The organism is Marinomonas sp. UCMA 3892 (assembly GCF_012726345.1).
Lineage (GTDB): Bacteria > Pseudomonadota > Gammaproteobacteria > Pseudomonadales > Marinomonadaceae > Marinomonas.
Window position 1 is genome coordinate 1 of the sequence record NZ_PTXN01000024.1, and the last position, 24,622, is coordinate 24,622.

The window sequence follows — 24,622 nt, forward strand, 5'->3', positions numbered from 1 at the left end:
GTTAACAATGCCACCCTCAAACACAGCCTAGGTCTGACTGAGTATCGGGCTTTGCGCTATTTTGCACGCTTACCCACCTAAACTGCCGAAGCAGGTTCACTTGCGTTGTGTACTGTTAACTTCCTATCGCTTCCTTCAGACCCTGCCGTTGGCCAGCAACGCCCTTGCGATTCGGATTCTCTTCCCCCCAGTCGGGGTGAGACAGGTTTCTTACAACCTGACGGGTTTGCCAGCTTCGCTGGGCAAACAAAAAAGCAGCAACCAAAATGGTTACTGCTTTTAAAAAAACACGATGTAAGTGTTAAAAAGAGCCGATTAAGCTTTAGCAAGCAAATAGCGAGTCAATAACGCAACAGGACGACCACTTGCACCTTTCGTTGCACCACCAGCCCATGCTGTACCGGCGATATCCAAATGTGCCCAAGGATAAGATTCAGTAAAGCGCGATAAGAAACACGCTGCTGTCACTGAACCCGCTTCAGGACCACCAATATTAGCAATATCAGCGAAGTTACTATCTAGTTGCTGCTGGTATTCCTCATCAAGCGGCATTTGCCAAATTTTATCAGCAGATACTTGGCTTGCTGTTTTCAATTCAGACGCAATATCATCATTGTTCGCGTACATACCAGAGTTAACGCTACCCAAAGCAACAACACAAGCGCCAGTCAAAGTGGCAATATCAACAACCGACTGCGGTTTGAAACGCTCAATGTAAGTCAATGCATCACAAAGCACTAAACGACCTTCGGCATCGGTATTCAAAATCTCTACCGTCTGACCTGACATAGTCTTAACAATATCACCAGGCTTTGTGGCACGACCACTTGGCATATTCTCTGCCGCTGCAATCACTGCTGTGAAGTTAAGTTTTGGCTTAAGCTCACAAATAGCCTTCATCGTACCGAAAACACTAGCAGCACCGCACATATCGTATTTCATCTCGTCCATTTTCGGACCAGGTTTTAAGGAAATACCGCCTGTATCAAAAGTAATACCTTTACCTAGAAGAACGTGAGGCGCTTCACCTTCTTCACCACCGCGGTAGTTCATAACAATTAAATAGCTCGGCTGATCACTGCCACGGCCAACAGACAGTAAGCAATGCATGCCTAACTCGTCCATTTTCGTTTCGTCCAACAGCTCAACACCAATACTGTATTCTTCACCTAACTGCTGCGCTTTAGACGCCAAATAACTTGGTGTACAAACATTACCAGGCAGGTTTCCTAGCTGGCGTGCAAAGGCAGAACCTTTCGCTGTCGCCGTGCCTATTGCCAAAGCAGCCTCATCTGTACCCTCTAACAACAAAGATGTCACTTTTGTCGCTTTTTCAGCATCATCTTTTTTGAAGCCAAGGAAGTTATAAAAACCTTCATTCAACCACTGAGCAACCAAAGCTAGCACATCAGCCTGAGAACGATTTTTCAACACCAATCCAGCACTTGCAACCGCAACTGAAGCAAATGGCAAACCTTTAATTTGAGCTGCTACGGCTGCGATGACTTTACGAGCTTGCATATCACTCAACTGAGCATCTTTACCAACACCAACTAACAATACTGCTTGAGCGAAATCTTGTGACATACCAGGCAATAAGAGTGTTTGCGCCACACTACCTTTAAATACACCAGTTTCACGCAATTGAGAAACTTGCCCATTGGCATTCTCATCAACCCAAGCAGTTGACTCTGAAAAGTCACCTTCACTTGGAACAAATGCAACAAGCAAGTCTGCTTGCACTGCGGATAAGCGATCAAATAACGCCATATTCATGAAAAAAACCCTCAATAAAATAACTTCAAGACATTTACACAAGGTCACCAGTTAAGCAAAGACAAGGCAAAAAATACGATTTATTAGCTATAAATCGACACTTTAAGACCATTTTTAACGCTCTATATTACAAGTAGCGTTGTCGTGCAAAAGTCTCATTTTAAAAAAAACTGGATAATAACCTTCTTACCACGAGATAATGGGGGCTTTAGATGTGTAATCAACTCTACGCTTAAAAAGCAGAATCCATCCAGAGGTGACTTTGAGACTATTCAGATACTTAGCGAAAGAAGTGCTGGTGTCAACAGCTGGCGTTACGCTAATTTTACTACTCGTCATTCTAAGTGGTCGATTTTCCTTTTATTTGGGCCGTATCGCCGACGGAAAAATGACCTTCGAGTTTCTATTCGTGATTCTAGGCTATCATGTTCCCAGTTTCGTCCAGATGATCCTGCCATTAGCTTTTTTCTTGGCGTTATTACTTTCTTTTGGGCGCCTTTATATAGAAAATGAAATGTCGGTACTTTTTTCCAGCGGCATCAGCAAAGTAAAACTTGCAGGCTATACTCTTGGTATCGCTTTTCTTGTCGGTTTAGTCAGTGCCTCCATCAATTTTTGGCTCGCACCATACAGTGAGTACAAAGCAGCTGAAGCGTCGCAAGCCCAAAACCAACTATCAGCCTTTGATTTTCTAATCCCTGGCCGCTTTGAAGGCAGTGGCCAACGTACAACTTATATAGATAGCTTCACCAAAGAAGGCTGGATGAATCAAATATTCCTTTCTGATGTGGTTCGCAAAAAAGACACAAACATTCCAATACAAACATTTGCAGCCAATGCAGAACAAATCCGCATTAGCTCTGAAGACAATCAAAACTACCTTGTATTCAAAAACGGCACTCGCTACGAGGGCAAACCAGGCACAGCAAATTATCGAATTACGCAGTTTGATACCTACGCAATACGCATGGAAAGCAAAGATGAAAGCATCATTGATGACCCTTACACCCAAAACACTCTCAGCTTAATTAATAGCGATAAACTCTTAGAAAAAGTCGAGCTCCAATGGCGTATTTCGTTGGTTCTCATTATTCCTATTCTAGCCATCATTGGCCTCTCACTAAGCCAAGTAAATCCAAGGCAAGGCCGCTTTTTCAAAATGCTACCTGCGATTCTTTTAATGATATTGTATATCGCCCTTCTTATTTGGGGACGAACATCACTGGAAAAAGGCAAACTCCCTATCCAACTTGGTTTATGGTGGATTCATGGCATATTCATACTCATCGCCGCCTTACTTTTTGCGCAGTACAATCAAGTATTTGAACGCCGCAAGACCCGACAATCCAATGCTGCAAACTCAAGCGAGTAACCAATATGACTAAAATAGATAAATACATCGCTAGCAGCGTTTTATGGGCCTTTTTAATTGTCGCTGTGGTACTACTTGGGTTGGATTTTGCACTAACTTTTATAGAGCAAATCAAAAAGGTAAACGACAACTACACCATACAATCGTTACTACAGGTCATCCTATTTCGCCTACCAGGAAAATTAGCTGAATATATTCCGATTGCCTCATTAATTGGCACTTTAATGGGATTAGGTACACTAGCTGCAACATCTGAATTAACCGTGATGCGCGCCGCAGGGATGCCGATTTGGCGTATTGGTTTTGCAGCATGCCAACCAATATTACTAGTCTCTCTACTAGGAATGGGAGTTTCAGAATTTGTCGCCCCTGTAGCAGAGCAAAAAGCGAACCTAATAGAAAAATTTAAGGGTCAGGAAAGCGGAGCCTTCTCACTAACAGGAGGCGTTTGGCTAAAAGCCGACAATGATTTTGTTTATATTGATGCTGCCGACGCAGTAGGGACGCTGTATGGCATACAGATTTTCTCACCTGATGGTCAGCAGCTGAAACACATCATTACAGCAACTAGTGCACAACATACAGAAGGCTCCCAATGGCAATTAAATAACGTGACAGAAACTATCTTCGCACCTGATCATGTAGAGAAAAAAAGCCTGGAACACGCAAATTGGAACGTCAGCATCACCCCTGAACACTTGTTTTTGGCCTCACAAGAACCCGACGCTTTATCTCTAAGCCAGCTTAAAAACTATCAAACTTACTTAAAGCAGCAAAAACTCGATGGCGCTCAATATGAGTTGGAGTTTTGGATTACGGCATTACGGCCAATCGCCTCGTTAGCTCTCGTGCTCGTTGCACTATCGAGCGTCTTCGGACCACTTAGATCTTCCACAATGGGTGGTCGAATATTCACAGGGGTCATCATTGGCTTAGCATTTCAAAATGCGCTCAACCTATTTGGTCGTATGAGTGTTGCCATTAACTTCCCGCCAATCATAGGCGTTAGTATTCCAATTATTATCTGTTTACTAGCAGGGATTATATTAGTAAGGCGCAGAGGTTAAACTCTGAGCCTTACTCTTAAATAAAAAAACAATCCCAAATCAAACCGTCGTATCTGTAACTAAGAAGCCATGAAACGAGCAATTCTCACTAGTGCTTCTTGCAATCTAGCCTCATCACAAGTGTATGCAAAGCGCACGTATTTATGTGCATCCTTGATACCAAAATCAGCCCCTGGCGTAAGTGCCACTTTTTCTTGCTCAAGTAACGCCAAACACCAAGCCATAGCATCCTGCGTCACGCTCGACACATCAACATAGATATAAAAAGCCCCATGCGCCGGCGCAACTACCGGTAAACCTATCGCCTCTAAGCCTTCCAGCAAAACCAATCGGCGAGCATTCAATGTTTGTCGACGTACTTCGCACTCAGCTAACACATCTGGAGAAAACGCTCGCACTGCTGCATATTGAGAGACACTTGGCGCGGCAATAAATAAGTTTTGCGCCAACTTTGTCGCACCTTCAATAGCCCATTCGGGCACAACCAACCAACCTAATCGCCAACCAGTCATAGCAAAATACTTCGAGAAGCTGTTAATCACAAAAATATCGTCGGCAATAGATAATGCAGAAAAATCATCTCCCTCATAAACTAAGCCTTGATAGATCTCATCCACCAATAAATGGCCACCTAGCTCACTCACCTTTTCCCAAGCATCCGATATATAAGACTTACTGAGTACCGCACCGGTCGGATTAGAGGGCGAAGCAAGCCAAAGCCCTGCCGTATTTTCACCCCAATGATTAGCTAAAGCACTCAAATCCATTTCAAAACCTTCTTCAGGTTTTGTTTCGATCAATTTTGCTTGCGCACCAGCCTGAATCAAAAAGTGTCGATTACATGGATAGCATGGATCAGGCATCACCACTTCTTCGCCGGGATTCACCATCAGCGATGCCATTAGTAACAAAGCTCCTGAAGCTCCGGGTGTAACAATAATTCGCTCTGGTGAGACCGCAACCTGATAGCGACTAAGGTAATCATCACTAATAGCACGTTTAAGTTCAGGCAAACCAGTTGCCGAGGTATAGCCTGTTTTACCCTGCTGAATCGCCTCCATACCAGCGTTAGCAACAGCCTCCACAGCAACAAAGTCTGGCTCACCAACTTCAAGGTGAATAACATCTTCACCTTGAAGTTGTAGCTGTTTGGCCCGAGCCAATACTTCCATCACCTGAAACGGCGAAATTTGCCCAACTCTTGTTGCTAACTTATGCTTTTCCATCCCGTTTTCTCTACCTTTATCAACCTGTTTTAAAAATATCGCGACATTTTGCGCAAAAAATGTGGTTAACGAACACATTATCTGGTAAGTTTCCGCCCGAAAATAAATCACCTAATTTTATTGGTTACAGGCTACCACAATGGAAACCTGCGAAGTGAGGCAATGCGTATGCCAAATATGAACCCTGAGTCATTAATGAAAGACTTCACTCCTTATGTTGCTAAGGATGGCGAAGAATACATGAACGAGAACCAGTTGGCGCACTTTAAAAGCATCCTACTCAACTGGAAGCAAAATCTTATGGAAGAAGTTGATCGTACTGTTCATCATCTTAAAGAAGAAGCTGTGAACTATGCCGATCCAAACGACCGTGCTAGCCAAGAGGAAGAGTTTAGCCTAGAACTTCGCGCTCGAGATCGCGAACGTAAACTGGTTAAAAAAATCTCTCAAACTATCGAACTTATCGATGCTGATGATTATGGCTTTTGCGAAGAATGTGGCATTGAAATCGGCATTCGCCGCTTAGAAGCTCGCCCAACAGCAACAATGTGTATTGATTGCAAAACACTAGCTGAAATCAAAGAGAGACAAATCGGCGGCTAACACTGTGAGTTTAAGAACAGTGCTTAAAAACAGTGTCTAACCACGAAAGCTTTATTTCAAATATCTATCGTGGCCGTTTTGCGCCTTCGCCAACCGGCCCACTCCATTTTGGCTCGCTAGTCAGCGCATTAGCGAGCTATTTGGATGCAAAAAAACAGCAAGGCAGCTGGATCATTCGCATTGAAGATGTGGATGGAACACGCTGCAAATCTAGCTACGCCCAACAAATCATCGAGACACTCAACAGCTATCAGCTTTTTTCCGACGAACCCATTCGCACCCAAAGCCAACACAACGCTCTTTATGAACAAAAGCTACACGAGTTAAAAAAACAAAGTTTTGTTTTTCCTTGCAACTGCACTCGCCAATCACTCGCTCAATATAATGGAAACCACCCCTTTGAATGCCAAAGCTCGATTAACAAACCTCATTCATGGAGACTAAGAACCAGCTCGGCTGTCTATCAATGCCAAGATAGCATTCAAGGCACTTTACTGTTTACAGATGACCTCAAAAACAATTGTCCGGTTTTAAAAAGAAAAGACGGCTTTTTTTCTTACCAACTTGCCGTTGTGGTCGACGACCACTTGCAACAAATCAGCCACCTTGTGAGAGGTGCAGACTTAATAGAAACCACAGCTCAACAACTTTACCTTTACGATTTATTTGGCTGGACGCCGCCAAATATTTGCCACATCCCGCTCATTACCAATCATTATGGCGATAAAATCAGCAAACAAAACCACGCCAAGGCAATTGAAAACCATCATCTTCCAACACTAATACGCGCACTTCACTATCTGAAAATTGATCTTGCATCGCCTTCCTCCATCACTGATGCACTATGGCAGGCTATCGAAGCATGGGATCCAAGCAAACTAAAAGGAACTAAATACCTCCCTCTCGAAGCACAAGACCTGCATTTCATCTAACCCCATCCCCCACTATCCACTTAACTTAACAACAATTAAATTCAGATTGATTCCCCGAGAAGGACTCTCGACCAAAAAAATTGCGCGTGTATAATCGTTACACTAGTTACAAGAGGTGACAATTTATGCACAGCATTATGATCATTTGCCCAGACAACTCACCGCTTAAAGAATCAGAAAAATGGCTCTCGCGATATGGTTTTCAGGTAAATACCAGCAACACATTTGAGCAAGCTAACCGATACTATGAGCTATCTGAATTCCATCTATTACTGATTGACCAAGAAGCCATTAGTCACCTTGGCGAAAGCAACACCAAACTCCCTAGCTTGCCACATCGCATCGTACTTGATGCAAAAGCAAGTTTAAGCACAGGCGTTAGTAGCATGGCGCAAGGGGCGCTTTATTACCTCCCCCTACCAACTGACTCAGAAACCCTACTTAAACACGTAGTAAACGCGCTAGAACAGAACAAACAACCAGCGCAGCCATCAAAACAGACAACCCAGGTACTTTTCGCTAACACAGCTGAAGAGGCCAAGAAAGAATCCATTGCCCTAGGTTCAGCTGGCAGCGGTATTATCGGTCAATGCCCACCAATGCAAGAACTCTTCAGTGACATACATAAAATTGCAGGGACCCATGTTACCGTTCTTATCCGAGGTGAATCAGGAACAGGTAAAGAACTAGTTGCCAAAGCGTTGCATAACCTAAGCCAGCGCCATAACCACCCAATCATCAGCGTAAACTGCGCAGCAATTCCAGAAAACCTAATAGAATCAGAACTATTCGGCCATGAAAAAGGCGCATTTACCGGAGCAAACTCATCTCATGATGGCCTGATTTTCGCTGCCGACAAAGGCACATTATTTTTGGATGAAATTGGTGAACTGCCGCTAGAAGCACAAGCAAGACTATTACGAGTCTTACAAGAAGGCGAAATACGAAAAGTTGGCGCAACACAGTCAACCAAGGTAAATATCCGACTTATCACCGCAACACATAGAAACCTGATAGAGATGGTTAAACAGGGTCTCTTCCGAGAGGATCTATACTATCGTCTTTACGTGATGGAATTGCTTCTACCGCCACTGAGAGAAAGAGGTGATGACATTTCCATGTTGGCACAGATTCTTCTTGAAAAAGCCTGTCAGAAGCACAACAAGCCAACGTACAAATACAATCAAGCTTTCGACAAAGCCATCCGCGCGCACAACTGGCCCGGAAACGTACGAGAGCTAGAAAATGCCATAGAACGAGCCGTTATTCTAAGCCCTCCGGAAAGAGTCGAAGCAGCCAATTTAAAACTTGCCAGCCAGCAGAAACAATCGAAAGCAACGAACATTTCATGGTCAACAGAGCATGACACCATGCCAGGAACAACACTGGACGACTATTTCAAACATTTTGTTCTTACGCACCAACACCAGATGACCGAGACGCAGCTTGCACATTCCTTGGGCATATCAAGAAAAAGCTTATGGGAAAGACGACAAAAATTGGCAATCCCCAAAAAAGTAACAAACTAAAAGTAACACTTGCTACCAAAATGCCCAAAAAATAAACACAAATTTGTAAAGAAAGTGTACAAAAATACGCTAAAAACCAACAAAATCAGCACTTTATTGTTTTTGGCACAACAAATGCCTTATATATGGCACAACGATAAGAAGATTGACCAAGAATAAAAATAAGTTAATCGTCGTATGTAGGTTCTTAAAAACAACAATAACAAATAGGAACACCGTAGCCTCTTCAAATAAAAATAAAAATTTGAGGCTATGGATGGAAAATCGCTTTGGATAATTGATTTTTTTAGATATACAAGCCTTCGGGCAATGAAAACAATGCAAAAATAAAAATAAAACCTGAGTAGAACTGCAGAAGCAGCACCCACTTTGTTTTCGGAACTAGTATCTTCATGTATCCAAAGCGATTATTTTATTTACTGATTAGTAAATATTCAATCGCTTCTGTTATCTCTTCTATATCGACATACCCATTTTGCTCAAACAATACCATTATCCGTGTAACTTTACTTCATCACGTGTAGAATGCCCTTTTCGTTAACTTTAAAATTTGTTGTCTAATGCTTACAGGATTAAAATCTCTGGTACGTAAAGCTACCTCACTGTTTGCCTCTCCAAAGGCACAGACTTACCCTATTATTATATCTCGCAGCGACCATAGCTTATCTCGACAAGATTTAAGCCCAAATGCCGTAAAAGTATTGTATCGCCTAAATAAAGCAGGCTTTGATGCTTTTCTTGTTGGTGGCTGCGTTCGAGATCATCTTATTGGCATTAAGCCAAAAGATTTTGACGTTGTTACTAATGCCACTCCCGAAGAAGTTCACACCATTTTCTCAAACTCAAGGCTCATTGGACGAAGATTCAAATTGGTCCATGTGACGTTTGGGCGCGAAATCATTGAAGTCTCAACATTCAGAGCAAATTCAGCTCAAGACGACAGTGACGATGACGACACACAAAACTCTTCTTTAAAAGGCAAAGACTCTGCACGATCCGCCCACGGTATCGTGTTGCGTGATAATGTCTACGGCAATATTGAAGAAGACGCCGAACGCCGCGATTTCACTTTTAACGCTTTGTATTACAATGTTAAGGACTTCAGTATTCACGATTACTGTGGCGGCCTAAAAGACATTGAAAATAAACAAATTCGAATTATTGGTGACGCTCGTCAGCGCTATCAAGAAGACCCTGTTCGCATGCTGCGCGCGATTCGCTTTGCTGGCAAGCTAGGGTTTGAACTAGAAGCTGAAACGGCTGCACCTATTAAAGAAATGGCGCATCTGCTGGACCACATTCCACCAGCACGTCTATTTGAAGAAGTATTAAAACTACTTGGTAGTGGCAACGGTATTGAAACATTTCACTTACTGCGCCAATATGGTTTGTTCCGTTATTTATTTCCAGACACTGACGCCCTACTACAAAGCGGCTGGAAACGTAATGACATCGACCCAGAAGCTTTCATACTTCAAGGTCTAAAAAACACCGACGATCGCATCCAAAGCGGTAAAACGACAGCGCCATATTTCTTATACGCAGTTTTACTGTGGCCAAGTGTGGCTCTTCGCCATGAAGAGTTCCAAGCGCAAGGCATGCCTGCAACGCCAGCATTGCATCAAGCCGCTAACATGGTATTAGACAACCAAGTCGCATCAACCGCTATCCCACGCCGATTCTCAACACCAATGCGTGAAATCTGGGACATGCAATACCGACTACCAAAACGCTATGGCAAACGTGCTTTTTTATTGCTTGAACATCCTCGCTTCCGTGCTGGTTTCGACTTCTTACTTATTCGTGAGTTAAGTGGTGCAAACCTAGATGGGCTAGGCGATTGGTGGGAAAAATTCCAACATGGCACAGAAAGCCAGCAAAGAGAGCTAATCAAAAGCATAGACTTATTTACTAAAGACAACGAAGGTCCGAAGAAACGCCGTCCTCGTCGTCGCAGAAAAAGCAATAGCAACGCCACTAGCACAGCTTCACAAAGTGGCACTTTTGACGAGTAAGAGGAGGCGTTTTGATGCACGCTTATATTGGCCTCGGCAGTAATCTTGAAAACCCAGTGGCGCAACTTGATCGCGCCATTGACACTCTAAAGAAACACGACGATTTAAAAAACCTTCGTGTTTCTTCTATTTATGGCAGCAAGCCCGTTGGTCCACAAGATCAACCAGACTATATTAATGCCGTCGCGACATTCGAAACCAACCTCTCCCCTATCGACCTTCTTGATTTATTGCAAAGTATCGAACAATCACAACGTCGAGTAAGAGAACGCCATTGGGGACCACGCACCCTAGACTTAGATCTGTTATTGTACGGACAAGAAACAATACTGTCACCAAGGCTAACCGTGCCACACCCCTTCATGCTAGAACGAGGGTTTGTAATAAAGCCGCTTAGCGACCTAGCGCCTGATATGCTCTTAGCGAATGGAAAAACTGTTACCGAGCAATTACAGCAACTTGATACCAACGATTTGGTCTTTATCAAAGAAGAATAAATTATGTATTCAGATAACTCTCAAAGAAAACTCACCAAGCCTGTGACTTTATCCACTCTCAAAAAAATGAAAGCAGATAAAGAAAAAATTACCTGCCTGACAAGCTATGACGCGTCTTTCACCAATGTCATGAATGTCGCAGGAGTTGAAACAATATTGGTCGGGGATTCTCTAGGCATGGTCATACAAGGCCAAGACAGTACATTGCCCGTTACCATCGAAGATATGTGCTACCACACTGCTGCAGTAAAACGAGGCAACACCAATGCCTTCATCCTCGCAGATATGTCTTTTATGAGTTACAGCAAGCCTGAACAAGCACTAGATAACGCCGCAAAATTAATGCAAGCTGGCGCAAATATGGTCAAGCTCGAAGGCGGAAGCTGGTTAGCAGACACGATAAAACTTCTTAGCCAACGCGGTATTCCGGTTTGCGCTCATTTAGGCCTTACTCCTCAATCTGTACATAAGTTTGGTGGCTACAAGGTACAAGGCAAAAGCCAAGACGCTGCCGACTTACTATTGCAAGAGTCTCTAGACCTTGTTGCCGCTGGCGCGGATATTCTTTTGTATGAATGCATCCCGACAGAACTTGGCAAAACGTTAACCGATGCGGTTCCTGTACCGACTATTGGTATCGGTGCAGGACACCACACCGACGGTCAAGTACTCGTCATGCACGACATGCTTGGCATCAACTTAGGCCACACACCCAAATTCGTTAAAAACTTTTTAACCGAAGGTCGTAACGTCACAGAAGCCTTTGAAGCTTATGTTAAAGAAGTTAAAGACATGACATTCCCAGGACCTGAGCACGGATTCAAATCATGAAAACATTCCACACCGTGGCAGAGCTTCGTACCGCACTTAAAATAGAACGCTTGAAAGACAAAAAAATTGTGTTTGTACCCACCATGGGCAACTTACATGACGGCCACATGTCACTGATTCGAAAAGCAAAAGAAGAAGGTGATATCATTGTTTCTTCAATCTTCGTCAACCCAATGCAGTTTTCAGATCAAAGCGATTTAGAACGCTACCCAAAGACCTTAGAAGAAGATAAACGCGTACTTGAAGCAAATGGCTGCAACTATCTGTTCGCACCAGATGCACTTGAAATGTACCCAGACGGAAAACGCAGTCAAACACAAATCGAAGTGGTCGGCATTTCTGACATTCTTTGTGGCGCTTCTCGCCCAGGGCATTTTGTTGGCGTTTCTACAGTGGTGACAAAATTATTTAATATTGTTCAACCAGACACAGCAATTTTCGGCAACAAGGACTTTCAACAGCTAAAAGTCATTCAAGACATGGTACGCGACCTAAGCTCTAACGTACGTATCATAGGTGTTGATACCGCACGCAACGAAGATGGCCTTGCCATGAGTTCGCGCAATGGTTACTTAACAGAAGAAGAGAGACGCATTGCCCCAACAATTTATCAAACCTTGTTATGGGCAAAAGAAGCACTACTTGAAAACCGTGCGAGTCACGAGGACATTTGCGAACAAGCTCAGCAGAAGCTTGAAGCAGCTGGTTTCCGTCGTGATTATTTCGAAATCCGCGCACAAGAAAATTTACAAACACCATCAGAAGAAGAGAAGCGCCTCGTCATATTGACGGCGGCATATCTAGGTAAAGCACGCTTAATTGATAACTTGCGTGTAGAGCTATAACTTTGATTTCTAGGGAGATTGTAATGAGCTCACCCACAAAATTAACTGCTTGGCAAAAACTAACAGAGCACAAACAAGAAATGGCATCTGTTAGCATGAAAAGCTTGTTTGAAGCAGACCCAAAACGTGCTGAAAAATACACCACACAAGCGGCAGGTTGGACATTGGATTACGCAAAAAACCGTGCCAATGAAAAAACCCTATCGCTACTGACCGACCTAGCAAAAGAGGCCGGTTTAGAAAGCGCCATTAAAGGCATGTTCAGCGGTGCGCACATCAACAACACCGAAGATCGCTCGGTATTACATATCGCTTTACGCGCCAGCCAAGCTCAAGAAACACTCATGGTGGATGGCGTTAATGTTTTAGCCGAAGTACGCGCGACACTAAAACAAATGGAAGCCTTTGTTACTCAACTACACAACGGCGAATGGAAAGGCTACACAGGCAAACGCATTACCGATGTAATCTCAATCGGCATAGGCGGCTCTTACCTTGGGCCAAAAGTTGTTGCAGAAGCCTTAACGCCATACAAAAAAGACGGCATTAAAGTCCATTTTGTGGCGAACATCGATGGTTCAGATATCACTGGCAAACTAAAGCTAGTGAACCCTGAAACCACCGTCTTTGTGATCTCGTCTAAAACCTTCGGCACCTTAGAAACCTTATCTAACGCTAACGCTGCGCGCGATTGGTTCCTAAGCAATGGCGGCTCACAAAGCGATGTCAGCAAACACTTTGCAGCCGTGAGCTCCAATGTCAAAAAAACCGTCGACTTCGGCATGGCGGAAGAAAATATCTTCCCTATGTGGGATTGGGTTGGTGGACGCTATTCACTGTGGTCTGCTATTGGCTTGCCTGTTGCTATTGCCGTTGGCATGGACAACTTCTACGAATTATTAGACGGCGCTCACCAAATGGACGAGCATTTCCGCACTACACCATTCGAAGAAAACTTGCCGGTTATCATGGGCACCCTTGGCGTATGGTACATCAACTTCCATAACGCACAAACTCATGCATTGATTCCTTACGACCATTACCTACGCGCCATGCCTGCCCACATCCAGCAGTTAGACATGGAAAGTAACGGTAAATCGACACTATTGAATGGCGATGGTGTAGAAACCGATACAGGTCCAATTATCTGGGGCGGCGCTGGCACCAACGGTCAACATGCTTACCACCAGTTATTGCATCAAGGTACACGCCTCGTACCTGTGGACTTTATCGTCCCATTGGCGTCTCACAACCCAATTGGCGAGCACCACGCACAATTGTTTGCTAACTGTTTAAGCCAGTCACAAGCTTTGATGGTTGGTAAAACACTTGAGCAAGCGCAGCAAGAACTTCGTGATGCTGGCGCTAGCCCAGATCAAGTAGAAGCCATTGCTCCTCACAAAGTGATCAAGGGCAATCGTCCAAGCAACACCCTACTGACCGATAAAATGACACCAGCCACTGTTGGTGCCTTGATCGCCCTTTACGAGCACCGTACTTTTGTACAAGGCACTATCTGGGGCATCAACTCATTCGACCAATGGGGCGTAGAACTAGGCAAAGTATTGGGCACAGACATCTACAACCGCCTTGTGAGCGACAGCGACAACAGCGCACTGGATGCCTCCACCCAAGCACTGATCAAAGCGTTCAAGAAAGCTCAGGCTTAACAGCTAAACTTTCTGCCGTTGAACTAAAAACACCAGCCTCGGCTGGTGTTTTTATTTACCTTAGAAACAGAACAAATCGTAGGGCATCATAAGCGACAACGTAATGTGCCGAAGAAAGCGAAGCTTTCATGTAAGTCGCGGATTCAGCCCGGCACAGACCATTTTACCCAGTCAGTAATGTCCGAATTGAGTTGGCTGGCTTTATTTAGTCCATTGTAATAGGCGTTTTTGTCTTTCTCAATAATCGTCGATAAGCTGAGTAATGGCGATCGGTTAAGGTCTTGAGCCAATGCCATTTCGGCATTGCGTTTCATCAAAGGTGAAGTTTGGCCAATCAGGGTATTGCCAGCTGTATTTCATAATATGAGCCGATTAAGTGAATTATTCGGCTCAAGGTTTTTATTTAGTTACCAGCGGAAATCATCAAGACACAACACCTGACTTTCCAATGCTATTTTTTCACTTAATCGATTGGACAAAAAGCTTTAGAAGAGATACAAAAACCACCAGGGCAACAAACAAATTCAAAAAGGAGCATAGAGAATTAAAATGGTCGATTTCACCAATGGTAAATGGATTTTTGAGCCAAAATTAAGTGAAGTGTGTACAGACTCAGTCTCTATAACAACTAAGCCAAACACGGATCTCTGGCAACGCAGTTACTATGGTTTCCGAAATGACAATGCTCCCGCATTACAGATCGAATCTGAGGAAAATTTCACCTTTACCGCAAAAGCCAGTTTCACTTACCAAACTCAATTTGATCAATGTGGTCTTATCATCTATCTCGATAGTGAGAATTGGTTCAAAGCCTCAATTGAATACGAAAACCAAGAGTTTTCAAGATTAGGAAGTGTTGTAACGAATTTTGGCTATTCTGACTGGGCCACTTCAGATATCCCCTTACCAAAAGAAATCTGGTATCGCTTAAGCCGTCGAGGAGCTGACTTCCTAATTGAGTCGTCATTTGATGGTATTGTTTTCAATCAAATGCGCATATTTCATTTACATCAACTTGGTGAAACCACTGCCGATATGGGCAAATGCAACCCGCCACAACCCGCTGAGAAATCGGTACAATTTGGCGTATATGCGTGCAGTCCTCAGAACTCATCTTTTACCGCTAAATTCACCGATATGAATTTAGAACCTTGTAAGTGGCTAGCTCACTTAGACTTAGCCTAAACTCAACCAGATTCAGCTGATAGATTCCTTGTTATGGCGCTGAATATATTGCCCCGGTGTTACCCCCATTACACGACGAAACATGGCAATAAAGGCGCTGACATTTTCATAGCCCAAGGTGAACGCAATATTGGTTACGGGTACGTTGTCGGCCAACATTTCGATAGCACTCAACACCCTTGCTCGTTGCCGCCATTCAGAAAAACCTAACCCTGTTTGCTCGTTAAAGCGTCGCGCTAAGGTTCTCGAAGATAAGCCAATGGATCTAGCCCATTCCTCTAGACTTCGATTATCTGCAAGGTTAGATAGTAGCCCATCTGTCATCTTTTTCAGGGATGGTAATCCAGGTTGAAGCAAACCAAACAAGGTTTCTGGCAAGTTCACGATTTCATCAAACAACACTTCGGATAAGCGACTTTTCACAGCTTGAGACGTATCGTCAGACCAGCTGGCTGCTCGATGCACTAGCTCTTTTAGTAATGGTGTTGTTTGGAAGGTTTTTGGTGAGCTATCAAGTAATTGGCTTCTTTTTGGGTCAAGGTAAACACTCCAACCTCTAAAAGGGCCATGGGATTTCGCGCCATGCAATGTATTTGGTGGAATCCATACGGTATGGGTTGCAGGAACGACCCACCAACCGGATTCTGTTTGCACCGACAAAAGCCCTTCCAAGCTGCCAACCAACTGACCAAATGCATGTCGATGCAGTTCTGTTTCTCTTATTTGATTTTCGATTAACTCTACTGACAAAATTAAGTCAACATCAGATTGATCAATAATATCTGCAAGCAGCAGGGATTTTTTCATTTTGGCCATTTCTCAGTATTAGTTGTCTTAATTAATGGAGTATAGCCAAAATCCTCGCACTATACTGAACACTCATTTATTAGCATAAGAGGCTTTCCCATGACATCCATTACCAAACCAGAAGACATTTTGCCCGAAGATGTTAACCAAGCAAATCTTGACGGCATTCACATTCGCAAAGGGACAGTAGCCGCATTTTTGCAAAATGCTAAACTCTGGCAAGACCCCAACACCGCCAAGGAAGAAAAAACAAAACTCTTCGAGGCCATCAAAGAGACACTTCCCGCTCTGCAACTATTAGGCATGTTTGAGGTGTTTCAGTTTCAAAATAAGACGCTTCGAGCTTTGATTGAAGAGCTATAGATTATCGTTTTAGCTTAATTATCAAATTAGAGGCGACCTTGTTACTAATCGTTGCTATCGCCTCTAATCATCAAAGACCTAACTACTGGCCAATCGAATAATTAGCTAAGAAACCGCCTTAACCAACCACGCTTTCAGCTCTTCTAAGTCGTTTTTATGGTCTGGAAAATTCTCAATAACCGAGTCGATACATGCCGCAATGGCATCTGGCCGGTAGGTCACTCCTATAAGTTTTTCTGCAAGCTGTTCGATTGGATCAGGGAACAGGCTGTCGGTGAAAGTTTGCGCGGCGGTAATTTGCGCGTTACTCAGGTCGAGGTGAATTTCTACGCCACCCCATTTAAAGCGTTCGTCTAGTGTGTGGGTAAATTGCGGTGATTTTCCAAAGTTCCAATCCCAGCTTTGTTGCTGGGCGAATTTTTCCACAAATCCAGGCAGATCAGGCAAGGCTTCAGGAGATATTTCCTCTATGACTGGTACTTCATCAAAGTATTCACAAAATGCTTCAACAATAGCGTCACACACTAGCTGATGGTCAATCGTCGGATACAGGCTATTCAAGTTGGTGACTCGTGAACGTACGGAAGTAATGCCTTTCGACTGGAGCTTTTTTACATCAGGATTTAGATAATTAGCTAGACGACTTAAATCTGCGTGCAGCAATAAGGTACCATGATGAAAGCCACGATCTTTGGTTTCTTTGTAGGCGGAGCCTGAAAACTTACGCATCTCCTCACCTTCCCCCACCACTAAGTCATTTCGGCCATTAGCGTAACCTTCGATGCCAAGCTTCTTCAAACCTTGCAAAACAATATCAGTAGACACTTCTTTGTTGTATTCAGGCTTGCCCGCCATAAAGGTAAAGTTAGTATTACCCAAATCATGAAAAACCGCTCCGCCACCACTTTGGCGACGAGCAAGATGAATTTTATCCTGCTCCATCTTGTTGATATTACATTCTTTCCAAGGGTTCTGAGAGCGGCCAATCACCACAGTGTCGGCATTACGCCATAGAAACAACACTCGCTGATCTGCAGGCATGGAGCGAAAAATACAATCTTCCACAGCTAGGTTAAAATGAGGGTTATTGGAATGAGACAGAAGAATTCGGCTGGCCATGACGCTTTCTCTTTAAATATCAGTAAATAAGTATCTTCGATGTTAATAACATCCGTTCTTACTTACAACGATAGTTAGCAACAAAGACAACAAAGCTAAGGATAAAGACTTATTCGTTGAATAAGTGATTAGTTAAAATAGAAACATAAAAGGGGAAATCACCCACAGCGATTTCCCCTTTATTATTAACGTGTCTTGCCCTAAATAAGTATTTAGAATTAAGTGCTTTTAAAGCCTAAATTTAGCCACCTCTTGGTTTATTTGTCGTCCCAAGTCATGCAGTTTTTTAGCTTGTTCGGCGGCAAGTTTACTTGCTTCCGACATCTCATCACCAACACCTCGAATGGTTTCGGTATTGCGGCTAATTTCGAGTGTAACGGAAGATTGCTCTTCAGCAGCAGTTGCTATTTGTGCTGCCATATCATTGATTTGATTAATGGACTCAAGAATCTGACCTAAACTTAAGTTTGCTTCTTCTGCATCAGAAACACTCTGGTTAGCCATCTCTTTACCTTTGTCAGTTGCTTTAACAGCACTCTCTGCAGCGGCCTGCAAAGACTCTATCATGCCTTGAATTTCTTGAGTTGAACTATGAGTACGTTGCGATAAAACCCTTACCTCATCAGCCACAACAGCAAAACCACGACCTTGTTCACCCGCTCGAGCGGCTTCAATTGCTGCGTTTAGTGCAAGTAGATTGGTTTGTTCAGATATACCGCTAATGGTTGATAGAATAGAATTGATACTCTGTACATGTTTGTTTAAATCGCCAATTATTTGGCTTGCTCGACCTACTTCTTCGGCTAAGGTTTCTGTCGAACGCTGGCTTTTCTCAACTTCTTTTCGGCCTTTTTCACTTACGGTGACACAATTTCTTGCCGAATAAGCAGTTTGCTCTGCATTAGACGATATTTCTTGGGTAGCTGCCGCCATTTCAGTCACAGCAGTCGCTACCATGTGAATTTCACTTTGATGGCGCTGCAATCTATCGTTTTGCTGATCTGAAACTTTCGACACACCACCTGCTTCAGACAACAAGTCCTTAGACGTATCACTCAATCGGCTAATGATGCCATGCAGTTGTTCAACAAACCGATTAAAACTCGTTGCTAATTGACCAATTTCGTCGCTACTTTTGGCCTCTAATCGAATAGTTAAATCGCCATTACCATTAGCAATTTCATCTAAGTTTTTAGTAATAGCGCTGAGGTTTTTTAACATCATTTTCAATAACAAAGACATGATAATCAAAATAACAGTCAAGATGATAAAACTAATGATAACTTGGCTTATAAGCTGACTACGTACAGGGGCAAATAATGTCTCTTTATCCATGACTAAAATAAGAGACCAATTTGAATTAGGGATTGCCGTCGCATAAATAAGACGATCACGTCCGTCTAATGACATATCTTGAAGCGTACGTTTAGCAACAATTTTTTCTAAAAGAGTACCTGCAAAATTTTCATTTAGTTCTGAGGCTTTTTTACTTTGTAGTTTTGAATCCGGATGCGCAACTATTTGGTCGCTTTTATCAACCACTATGGCATAACCGTCACCAGGCACTTTGAGTTTATTAACAAATACAGTGAGTTGTTCCAAGGTAAGGTTGGCGCCAATGGCACCGATAAACTGGCCATCTTTTTTTACTGCTTCAGATAATGTAACAACGTATTCATTAGTACTAGCGGAAACAAATGGCGAAGCCAAGAATCGACCATTAGCCTCTTTTGCACCTTTGTACCAACTCCGTACTCTTGGGTCATAATTGGGTGGGTTTAAGTTAGGGTCATTACGGTACATTTCCCCCTTTTCATTACCATAGTAAGTAATCGAGAAGCCTAAGCCCTCTCTAACTTGGTCTAACAATATATAGGGTTGAATGTCGGGGTACTCTGAAATTGTATAGGCAAGCTTGCTTACCGAATTTTGTCTATCTTTCAGCCAATTTCCAACGTTATCACTAAATACTTCAGATACTAGATCAACTTCCTGCTCCAGTGCTGACTCAATATTCTTTTGTAATGTAGTAACACTCTGAATAACTAAAGCAACAAAAAATACAAAGAAACAAATAACAGTAATGATTAGAATTTTTTTGCGTAACGAAAAATTTGTCATAATGCCAATCCATCGATCTAAACGACATGCTTACACATGCACCAATTACATTTATTTTAATTTTTAAGAAGATTTAAATTAATCTTAGGTAAACTACTAATGAGTTCCATTGGTTAATAGCTACTGTTATGAATCATAGGTTAGAAAATCAATATAAGTCAAAATAACTTCGTTAATTATTAGAAACTATAGATGGGTTCTGAAAAATAGTTTCATACATGAGTACCACCTTAATCCTTAAGAAAATATCTAAAAACAGTTCCTCCCCCTATCACATCAAGCCCTAATATTTCCCCTAGAACTAGTCCTTTTAGACAGTAAATATTATTTCCTTGCGCTAACAAGCAACCTTTCTCTGACATTATAAAAGTTGGCAAAAAATGTCTTTTTTTTGGCACTAATTGCCATGCAATAAATCAGGGCTAATGCGTTTAATGAGTAATCATAATAAAAGATTATAGAGAGGAACAAAGCCATGAAAGAGTTTGATTACATAATCGCTGGTGCAGGTTCGGCAGGCTGTGTGGTTGCAGCGCGTCTTATCGAAGCAAACGCAGGATCTGTCCTTCTGCTCGAAGCTGGCGAAAAAGACAACAGTTTATTTCACAAAATACCCGCCACTGTTGTTAAGGTTTTTCAACAAAAATCTTGGCCCTACATGACACTGCCGCAAACTGAGTGTGATAACCGTGAAATGCTTATCGCACAAGGTAAAGTCTTAGGTGGTGGCAGCTCTGTGAATGGCATGATTTATATTCGTGGTCAAAAAGAAGATTACGATGACTGGAAAAATATCTGGGGATGCGAAGGTTGGGGCTATGAGGATGTATTACCGTTTTTCAAACGAGCTGAAGCCAATGAAAGCCTAGGTGACAGGTATCATGGTGAGAACGGTGCCGTTCCAGTCAGTGAAAACAGATATCGTCACCCATTAACACAAACCTGTATTCGTGCCTGCCAGCAAATGGGCTTGCCCTACACCAATGACTTTAATGGCGCATCTCAAGAAGGCACAGGTTTTTATCAAACCACCACAAAAAATGGCGAACGTGCCAGCACTTCGCAAACCTACCTCAAATCCGTCATTAATAATCCGAACCTCACGGTTATGACAGACGCCCTTGTTCATAAAGTGAATATGGAAGGGGATGTTGCCACTGGCGTTGTCTATTCAATAAAAGGTGGTGAAGCGATAACCGCAAAAGCGCGTAAAGAAGTCATCATTAGTTCTGGTGCTTTTGGTAGTCCGAAAATTCTTATGCTGTCTGGCATTGGTCCTGTAGAACACCTTAAAGCGATGGGCATTGAGCCGAAGATAGATCTTCCAGTTGGCAAGAACTTCCACGATCACCAACATATGTCGATCAACGCTACGACCAAAGAAGACATCAGTATTTTCAATGAAGACAAAGGCTTATCGGCCGTGAAACACATGATGCAATGGATGACCACTCGCTCAGGCTTACTCACCAGCAATATTCTGGAAGGCGGTGCCTTTATTGATAGCGAGAATGTGGGTCGCCCTGACATTCAATTCCACTTCCTTCCTCTGCTTGATAATTTTGACAACACCCCTGGCGAAAAGCCTGAAGCAGAAGGTCATGGTGTTTCGATCAAGGTAGGTCATCTACGCTCTAAATCCCGTGGCGAAGTTCGCCTAAAATCGAATAATCCAAAAGACTTAGTTGAGATTGATGCTCAAGTTTTGTCTCACCCAGATGATGTAAAAAACCAAATTCGTGCCGTTCAAATGGGTCTAAAAGCCATGGAACAACCGGCTCTAAAACGCATTATCAAAAAAGTGGTCGAGCCAAATAATATTGCTATCGATGACATAGACGCTCTGGAAACCTTTGTGCGTCAAAACATTAAAACAGTCTATCACCCTGGCGGAACCTGCAAGCTAGGCTTGTCTCGCAGTGACTCGGTCATTGATTTAGAACTCAAGGTTCACGGCACTAAAAACCTTCGCGTGGTGGACCTTTCTATTTGTCCACAAGTACCAAGTGGTAACACCAACGCAGTTGCCATGATGATTGGTGAACGTGGCGCACACTTCACACTAAATTCTTCAAATTAAGGAGCGATAAGATTATGTCCGACATTCCATTATTAGATTCAACACAACGCTTTTTGCAACAAGACCATGGCCAATTCATTAATGGTCAAACAAAAGTATCTGGCGATAGCACCTTCGATGTTATTAACCCTTCTACAGAAGCCGTTATTGCTAAAATTCACAGCGCAACCACTCAAGAAGTCGATGCCGCCATTGAATCCTCTTATCAAGTGTTTAAAGGCGCTTGGGGGAAAACGTCACCTTATATTCGTGGCGTTGCCCTCAATAAGCTGGCCGATTTAATCGAGCAAAATGGAGAAGAAATTGCACAACTAGAAACCTTGTGTAGCGGCAAATCTATTCACCTTTCACGCATGTTTGAAGTACAACAAAGTGCGATGTTTTTACGCTACTTCGCTGGCTGGAGCACCAAAATAAATGGTGAAACCATGACGCCTTCATTCCCTTCTATGCAAGGTGAAGAATACAGTGCTTTCACTCGCAGAGAAGCCATTGGCGTTGTTGCTGGTATTTTACCTTGGAATTTCTCGGTGATGATTGCCTGCTGGAAGATCGGTGCGGCACTTTGTACGGGTTGTACCATTGTTCTTAAACCAAGTGAATTCACGCCGCTGACTATTTTGCGTATTGCTGAGCTAGCAAAAGAAGCTGGCGTCCCAGACGGTGTTCTAAACATAGTCAATGGCAAAGGCGATGTAGGCGGTCAGCTCATTCAACACCCTAAAGTACGTAAAGTCTCATTTACCGGCTCAGTCGCAACAGGCAAGAAAATTAGTGCAGCCGCTTCCGCTGACTTAACTCGCTGCACATTAGAATTAGGTGGTAAAAACACCGCTGCTATCTTAAAAGATGCGGATATTGATCGTGTTGTGGGCGGACTTTTTCAATTGGGTTACATCCATCAAGGTCAAGTCTGTGCCGCTCCAGAACGCGTTTATGTGCACTCCTCTCGCATTGATGAATTAACCACAAAACTCGCACAAAAGTTGAGTGAGGCCCAAATTGGCTCTCCACTTGATGAAAGTGTTTATTTCGGTCCGCTCTCTAACGAACCGCAATTCAACAAGGTTTGCGAATATCTAGAAATTGCCCACAAAGAAAGCCGTGTATTACATGGTGGTAAAGCCATTTCTGGTAAAGGTTTCTTTGTTGAACCAACGATAGTGCAAGCATCCAGTGTCGATGAAACACTCATGCAAGAAGAGACATTTGGTCCAATCATCAGCTTTATGCCTTATGAGGACGAAGAAGAGCTTATTGATTTAATCAATAACACGCCATTTGGCTTAAGCAGCAGTATTTGGACGAATAACTTATCTCAAGCCATGCGTATGATTCCCAAAATTGAATCTGGTACAGTTTGGGTCAACATGCACTCTATTCTTGATCCTTCTGTTCCATTTGGGGGCACAAAACAATCTGGTGTTGGCCGAGAGTTTGGTCGTGAGTTCATCAATGACTACACAGAAGTCAAATCCGTCATCATGTGCTACTAAAACTCAGGAAATATCAGCAAAAGATTAGAACTTGACATTAGGTGAATTTAGTTGGAACAATACTTGCTAAAAAGTTTACATTTCAACTAAATTTGCATGACTCTCAAGGCTCTTATATTTAACAAGTCGAGATCCTAAGAGCCTTGCACCATGGGAGAAAGCAATGCTCGACTTAGATCATTGGGTACACTCAGTCCATTCTATTTGCGGCAATTTTGACACTCATCCGCATCCTAATATTCCCTTTATCGGCAATATGAGATTAGACGATCATAACGGTTTAGGCGTAGCTCATATTGAAACCAATGCTGAAAAAATAGTCCGTTCAAAGTCTACTTCCCAAGACGATAAACATTATTTTGTCATTCTACAAAAGAAAGGCGTTATGGGTTTCTCTTGGTCAGATAACAAAGATCTACTGCTGCCCGGTGAAATCGCCCTGATTGATTCTTCTCTACCTTACGACATGCACCCTCAAGGCTTAATACAACAAATGTCGGTGCATTTGCCAAGAGCCTATATTGATAGTTTATTCCCCTCTCATGCACAACACCGAATCACCAAAATTGCTCAGAGCCGTTCCAGCAGTCAAATGCTACTCATTATGTTGCATCAACTGGCGAATACAGATTGCCAAAATCCCTATTTTCAAGAAGATGGCGATGCATTGAAATGCGCTATTAGCGCATTAATCAAACCTTCTCTTGAAAATATGAATCATGATTCAGCTTTTTCTATGAAAGAACGCGCTAAACAGCACATATTGCGTCTTTTAAACGAAGAGAACCTTAGTCCAGGTCATATTGCAAAAGAAATGAACATATCTAAACGGTCACTGTATCGGCTTTTTTCAGAAGACAATCTCAGCGTCGCTCACTTTATTTTACAGATGCGCATCGAAAAATGCTGTACAGACATGCTTTCAGCAGACGCAGCGAAACGACCCTTATCAATCACTGAAGTTGCCTATCGCTGGGGATTCTCAGATGCATCGCAATTCTCACGTGCCTTTAAGCGAATAAAAGGCATCTCTCCAAGTCAGTGGCGACAAAGCCTATCTTAGTGATCACATCTAACTGCCTATTTAT

At 42.9% G+C, this 24,622-nt stretch carries 21 protein-coding genes; 15 read left to right on the forward strand and 6 right to left on the reverse strand.

Going from position 1 to position 24,622, the window contains the following annotated elements:
• Nucleotides 1-315: 315 nt before the first annotated feature.
• Nucleotides 316-1,776, reverse strand: coding sequence for a leucyl aminopeptidase (locus tag B6N13_RS21715; RefSeq protein ID WP_169460595.1), 1,461 nt, complete (start codon nucleotides 1,774-1,776; stop codon nucleotides 316-318).
• Nucleotides 1,777-2,038: 262 nt separating this feature from the next.
• Here B6N13_RS21715 and lptF point away from each other — a divergent pair, with 262 nt between their 5' ends.
• Nucleotides 2,039-3,148: an LPS export ABC transporter permease LptF gene (gene lptF / locus B6N13_RS21720; RefSeq protein ID WP_048814142.1), complete on the forward strand. Its 1,110-nt coding sequence runs from the start codon at nucleotides 2,039-2,041 to the stop codon at nucleotides 3,146-3,148.
• A 5-nt stretch (nucleotides 3,149-3,153) separates the two neighbouring features.
• Nucleotides 3,154-4,215: an LPS export ABC transporter permease LptG gene (gene lptG / locus B6N13_RS21725; protein ID WP_169460596.1), complete on the forward strand. Its 1,062-nt coding sequence runs from the start codon at nucleotides 3,154-3,156 to the stop codon at nucleotides 4,213-4,215.
• Nucleotides 4,216-4,274: 59 nt separating this feature from the next.
• Here lptG and B6N13_RS21730 read toward each other — a convergent pair whose 3' ends face one another.
• Nucleotides 4,275-5,441, reverse strand: a complete 1,167-nt coding sequence (locus B6N13_RS21730; protein WP_169460597.1) for an aminotransferase class I/II-fold pyridoxal phosphate-dependent enzyme — start codon at nucleotides 5,439-5,441, stop codon at nucleotides 4,275-4,277.
• A gap of 162 nt (nucleotides 5,442-5,603) precedes the next feature.
• On the opposite strand from B6N13_RS21730, the gene dksA reads away from it, so the two are divergent.
• From dksA to pgi, 8 genes are all read left to right on the forward strand, one after another.
• Complete coding sequence (dksA, locus tag B6N13_RS21735; protein ID WP_198135032.1) at nucleotides 5,604-6,044, forward strand: RNA polymerase-binding protein DksA; 441 nt, start codon at nucleotides 5,604-5,606, stop codon at nucleotides 6,042-6,044.
• A gap of 32 nt (nucleotides 6,045-6,076) precedes the next feature.
• Nucleotides 6,077-6,976 carry a tRNA glutamyl-Q(34) synthetase GluQRS gene (gluQRS, locus tag B6N13_RS21740; protein WP_169460598.1) on the forward strand — a complete coding sequence of 300 codons (900 nt, stop codon included), beginning with the start codon at nucleotides 6,077-6,079 and terminating at the stop codon, nucleotides 6,974-6,976.
• A 125-nt stretch (nucleotides 6,977-7,101) separates the two neighbouring features.
• Nucleotides 7,102-8,505 carry a sigma-54 dependent transcriptional regulator gene (locus B6N13_RS21745; RefSeq protein ID WP_012071674.1) on the forward strand — a complete coding sequence of 468 codons (1,404 nt, stop codon included), beginning with the start codon at nucleotides 7,102-7,104 and terminating at the stop codon, nucleotides 8,503-8,505.
• 560 nt (nucleotides 8,506-9,065) lie between these two features.
• Nucleotides 9,066-10,520 carry a polynucleotide adenylyltransferase PcnB gene (pcnB, locus tag B6N13_RS21750; RefSeq protein ID WP_012071675.1) on the forward strand — a complete coding sequence of 485 codons (1,455 nt, stop codon included), beginning with the start codon at nucleotides 9,066-9,068 and terminating at the stop codon, nucleotides 10,518-10,520.
• A gap of 14 nt (nucleotides 10,521-10,534) precedes the next feature.
• Nucleotides 10,535-11,017 carry a 2-amino-4-hydroxy-6-hydroxymethyldihydropteridine diphosphokinase gene (gene folK, locus B6N13_RS21755; protein ID WP_211172976.1) on the forward strand — a complete coding sequence of 161 codons (483 nt, stop codon included), beginning with the start codon at nucleotides 10,535-10,537 and terminating at the stop codon, nucleotides 11,015-11,017.
• A 3-nt stretch (nucleotides 11,018-11,020) separates the two neighbouring features.
• Nucleotides 11,021-11,848: a 3-methyl-2-oxobutanoate hydroxymethyltransferase gene (panB, locus tag B6N13_RS21760; protein ID WP_169460600.1), complete on the forward strand. Its 828-nt coding sequence runs from the start codon at nucleotides 11,021-11,023 to the stop codon at nucleotides 11,846-11,848.
• Nucleotides 11,845-12,693, forward strand: a complete 849-nt coding sequence (gene panC / locus B6N13_RS21765) for a pantoate--beta-alanine ligase (RefSeq protein WP_012071678.1) — start codon at nucleotides 11,845-11,847, stop codon at nucleotides 12,691-12,693. Before panB ends, panC begins: the two co-directional genes overlap by 4 nt.
• A 23-nt stretch (nucleotides 12,694-12,716) precedes the next feature.
• Nucleotides 12,717-14,363 carry a glucose-6-phosphate isomerase gene (gene pgi / locus B6N13_RS21770; RefSeq protein ID WP_169460601.1) on the forward strand — a complete coding sequence of 549 codons (1,647 nt, stop codon included), beginning with the start codon at nucleotides 12,717-12,719 and terminating at the stop codon, nucleotides 14,361-14,363.
• 143 nt (nucleotides 14,364-14,506) lie between these two features.
• On the opposite strand, the gene B6N13_RS21775 is transcribed toward pgi, so the two are convergent.
• Nucleotides 14,507-14,677, reverse strand: a complete 171-nt coding sequence (locus tag B6N13_RS21775) for a hypothetical protein (protein WP_169460602.1) — start codon at nucleotides 14,675-14,677, stop codon at nucleotides 14,507-14,509.
• A gap of 235 nt (nucleotides 14,678-14,912) precedes the next feature.
• Between B6N13_RS21775 and B6N13_RS21780 the strand changes: the two genes are divergently transcribed.
• Nucleotides 14,913-15,548, forward strand: coding sequence for a DUF1349 domain-containing protein (locus B6N13_RS21780; protein WP_169460603.1), 636 nt, complete (start codon nucleotides 14,913-14,915; stop codon nucleotides 15,546-15,548).
• Nucleotides 15,549-15,560: 12 nt separating this feature from the next.
• Here B6N13_RS21780 and B6N13_RS21785 read toward each other — a convergent pair whose 3' ends face one another.
• Entirely contained in the window at nucleotides 15,561-16,355 is a 795-nt protein-coding gene (locus B6N13_RS21785; RefSeq protein WP_157036013.1) for a helix-turn-helix transcriptional regulator, read from the reverse strand.
• 99 nt (nucleotides 16,356-16,454) lie between these two features.
• Here B6N13_RS21785 and B6N13_RS21790 point away from each other — a divergent pair, with 99 nt between their 5' ends.
• Nucleotides 16,455-16,718 (forward strand): hypothetical protein, encoded by a 264-nt coding sequence (locus B6N13_RS21790; RefSeq protein WP_012071688.1) that lies wholly within the window; start codon nucleotides 16,455-16,457, stop codon nucleotides 16,716-16,718.
• 105 nt (nucleotides 16,719-16,823) lie between these two features.
• Here the strand turns inward: B6N13_RS21790 and B6N13_RS21795 are convergent, their stop codons facing one another.
• Nucleotides 16,824-17,837 carry a lipoate--protein ligase A gene (locus B6N13_RS21795; RefSeq protein WP_169460604.1) on the reverse strand — a complete coding sequence of 338 codons (1,014 nt, stop codon included), beginning with the start codon at nucleotides 17,835-17,837 and terminating at the stop codon, nucleotides 16,824-16,826.
• Between the two features lie 228 nt (nucleotides 17,838-18,065).
• Nucleotides 18,066-19,958 carry a methyl-accepting chemotaxis protein gene (locus B6N13_RS21800; RefSeq protein ID WP_169460605.1) on the reverse strand — a complete coding sequence of 631 codons (1,893 nt, stop codon included), beginning with the start codon at nucleotides 19,956-19,958 and terminating at the stop codon, nucleotides 18,066-18,068.
• Between the two features lie 475 nt (nucleotides 19,959-20,433).
• On the opposite strand from B6N13_RS21800, the gene B6N13_RS21805 reads away from it, so the two are divergent.
• The 3 genes from B6N13_RS21805 (at nucleotide 20,434) to feaR (ending at nucleotide 24,597) form a co-directional block, all read left to right on the forward strand.
• Nucleotides 20,434-22,038, forward strand: a complete 1,605-nt coding sequence (locus B6N13_RS21805; protein ID WP_169460606.1) for a GMC family oxidoreductase N-terminal domain-containing protein — start codon at nucleotides 20,434-20,436, stop codon at nucleotides 22,036-22,038.
• Between the two features lie 14 nt (nucleotides 22,039-22,052).
• A complete protein-coding gene (locus B6N13_RS21810) occupies nucleotides 22,053-23,534 on the forward strand; it encodes an NAD-dependent phenylacetaldehyde dehydrogenase (protein WP_169460607.1) in 1,482 nt (493 codons plus the stop codon).
• 163 nt (nucleotides 23,535-23,697) lie between these two features.
• Entirely contained in the window at nucleotides 23,698-24,597 is a 900-nt protein-coding gene (feaR, locus tag B6N13_RS21815) for a transcriptional regulator FeaR (RefSeq protein ID WP_012071693.1), read from the forward strand.
• Nucleotides 24,598-24,622 lie beyond the last annotated feature (25 nt).

Coding starts and splice junctions, on each gene's coding strand:
- B6N13_RS21715 (WP_169460595.1), bottom strand. CDS start 1,776: ATGAATATGGCGTTATTTGATCGCTTATCCGCAGTGCAAGCAGACTTG.
- lptG (WP_169460596.1), top strand. CDS start 3,154: ATGACTAAAATAGATAAATACATCGCTAGCAGCGTTTTATGGGCCTTT.
- B6N13_RS21730 (WP_169460597.1), bottom strand. CDS start 5,441: ATGGAAAAGCATAAGTTAGCAACAAGAGTTGGGCAAATTTCGCCGTTT.
- dksA (WP_198135032.1), top strand. CDS start 5,604: ATGCGTATGCCAAATATGAACCCTGAGTCATTAATGAAAGACTTCACT.
- B6N13_RS21745 (WP_012071674.1), top strand. CDS start 7,102: ATGCACAGCATTATGATCATTTGCCCAGACAACTCACCGCTTAAAGAA.
- pcnB (WP_012071675.1), top strand. CDS start 9,066: ATGCTTACAGGATTAAAATCTCTGGTACGTAAAGCTACCTCACTGTTT.
- folK (WP_211172976.1), top strand. CDS start 10,535: ATGCACGCTTATATTGGCCTCGGCAGTAATCTTGAAAACCCAGTGGCG.
- panB (WP_169460600.1), top strand. CDS start 11,021: ATGTATTCAGATAACTCTCAAAGAAAACTCACCAAGCCTGTGACTTTA.
- panC (WP_012071678.1), top strand. CDS start 11,845: ATGAAAACATTCCACACCGTGGCAGAGCTTCGTACCGCACTTAAAATA.
- pgi (WP_169460601.1), top strand. CDS start 12,717: ATGAGCTCACCCACAAAATTAACTGCTTGGCAAAAACTAACAGAGCAC.
- B6N13_RS21775 (WP_169460602.1), bottom strand. CDS start 14,677: ATGAAACGCAATGCCGAAATGGCATTGGCTCAAGACCTTAACCGATCG.
- B6N13_RS21780 (WP_169460603.1), top strand. CDS start 14,913: ATGGTCGATTTCACCAATGGTAAATGGATTTTTGAGCCAAAATTAAGT.
- B6N13_RS21785 (WP_157036013.1), bottom strand. CDS start 16,355: ATGAAAAAATCCCTGCTGCTTGCAGATATTATTGATCAATCTGATGTT.
- B6N13_RS21790 (WP_012071688.1), top strand. CDS start 16,455: ATGACATCCATTACCAAACCAGAAGACATTTTGCCCGAAGATGTTAAC.
- B6N13_RS21795 (WP_169460604.1), bottom strand. CDS start 17,837: ATGGCCAGCCGAATTCTTCTGTCTCATTCCAATAACCCTCATTTTAAC.
- B6N13_RS21800 (WP_169460605.1), bottom strand. CDS start 19,958: ATGACAAATTTTTCGTTACGCAAAAAAATTCTAATCATTACTGTTATT.
- B6N13_RS21805 (WP_169460606.1), top strand. CDS start 20,434: ATGAAAGAGTTTGATTACATAATCGCTGGTGCAGGTTCGGCAGGCTGT.
- B6N13_RS21810 (WP_169460607.1), top strand. CDS start 22,053: ATGTCCGACATTCCATTATTAGATTCAACACAACGCTTTTTGCAACAA.
- feaR (WP_012071693.1), top strand. CDS start 23,698: ATGCTCGACTTAGATCATTGGGTACACTCAGTCCATTCTATTTGCGGC.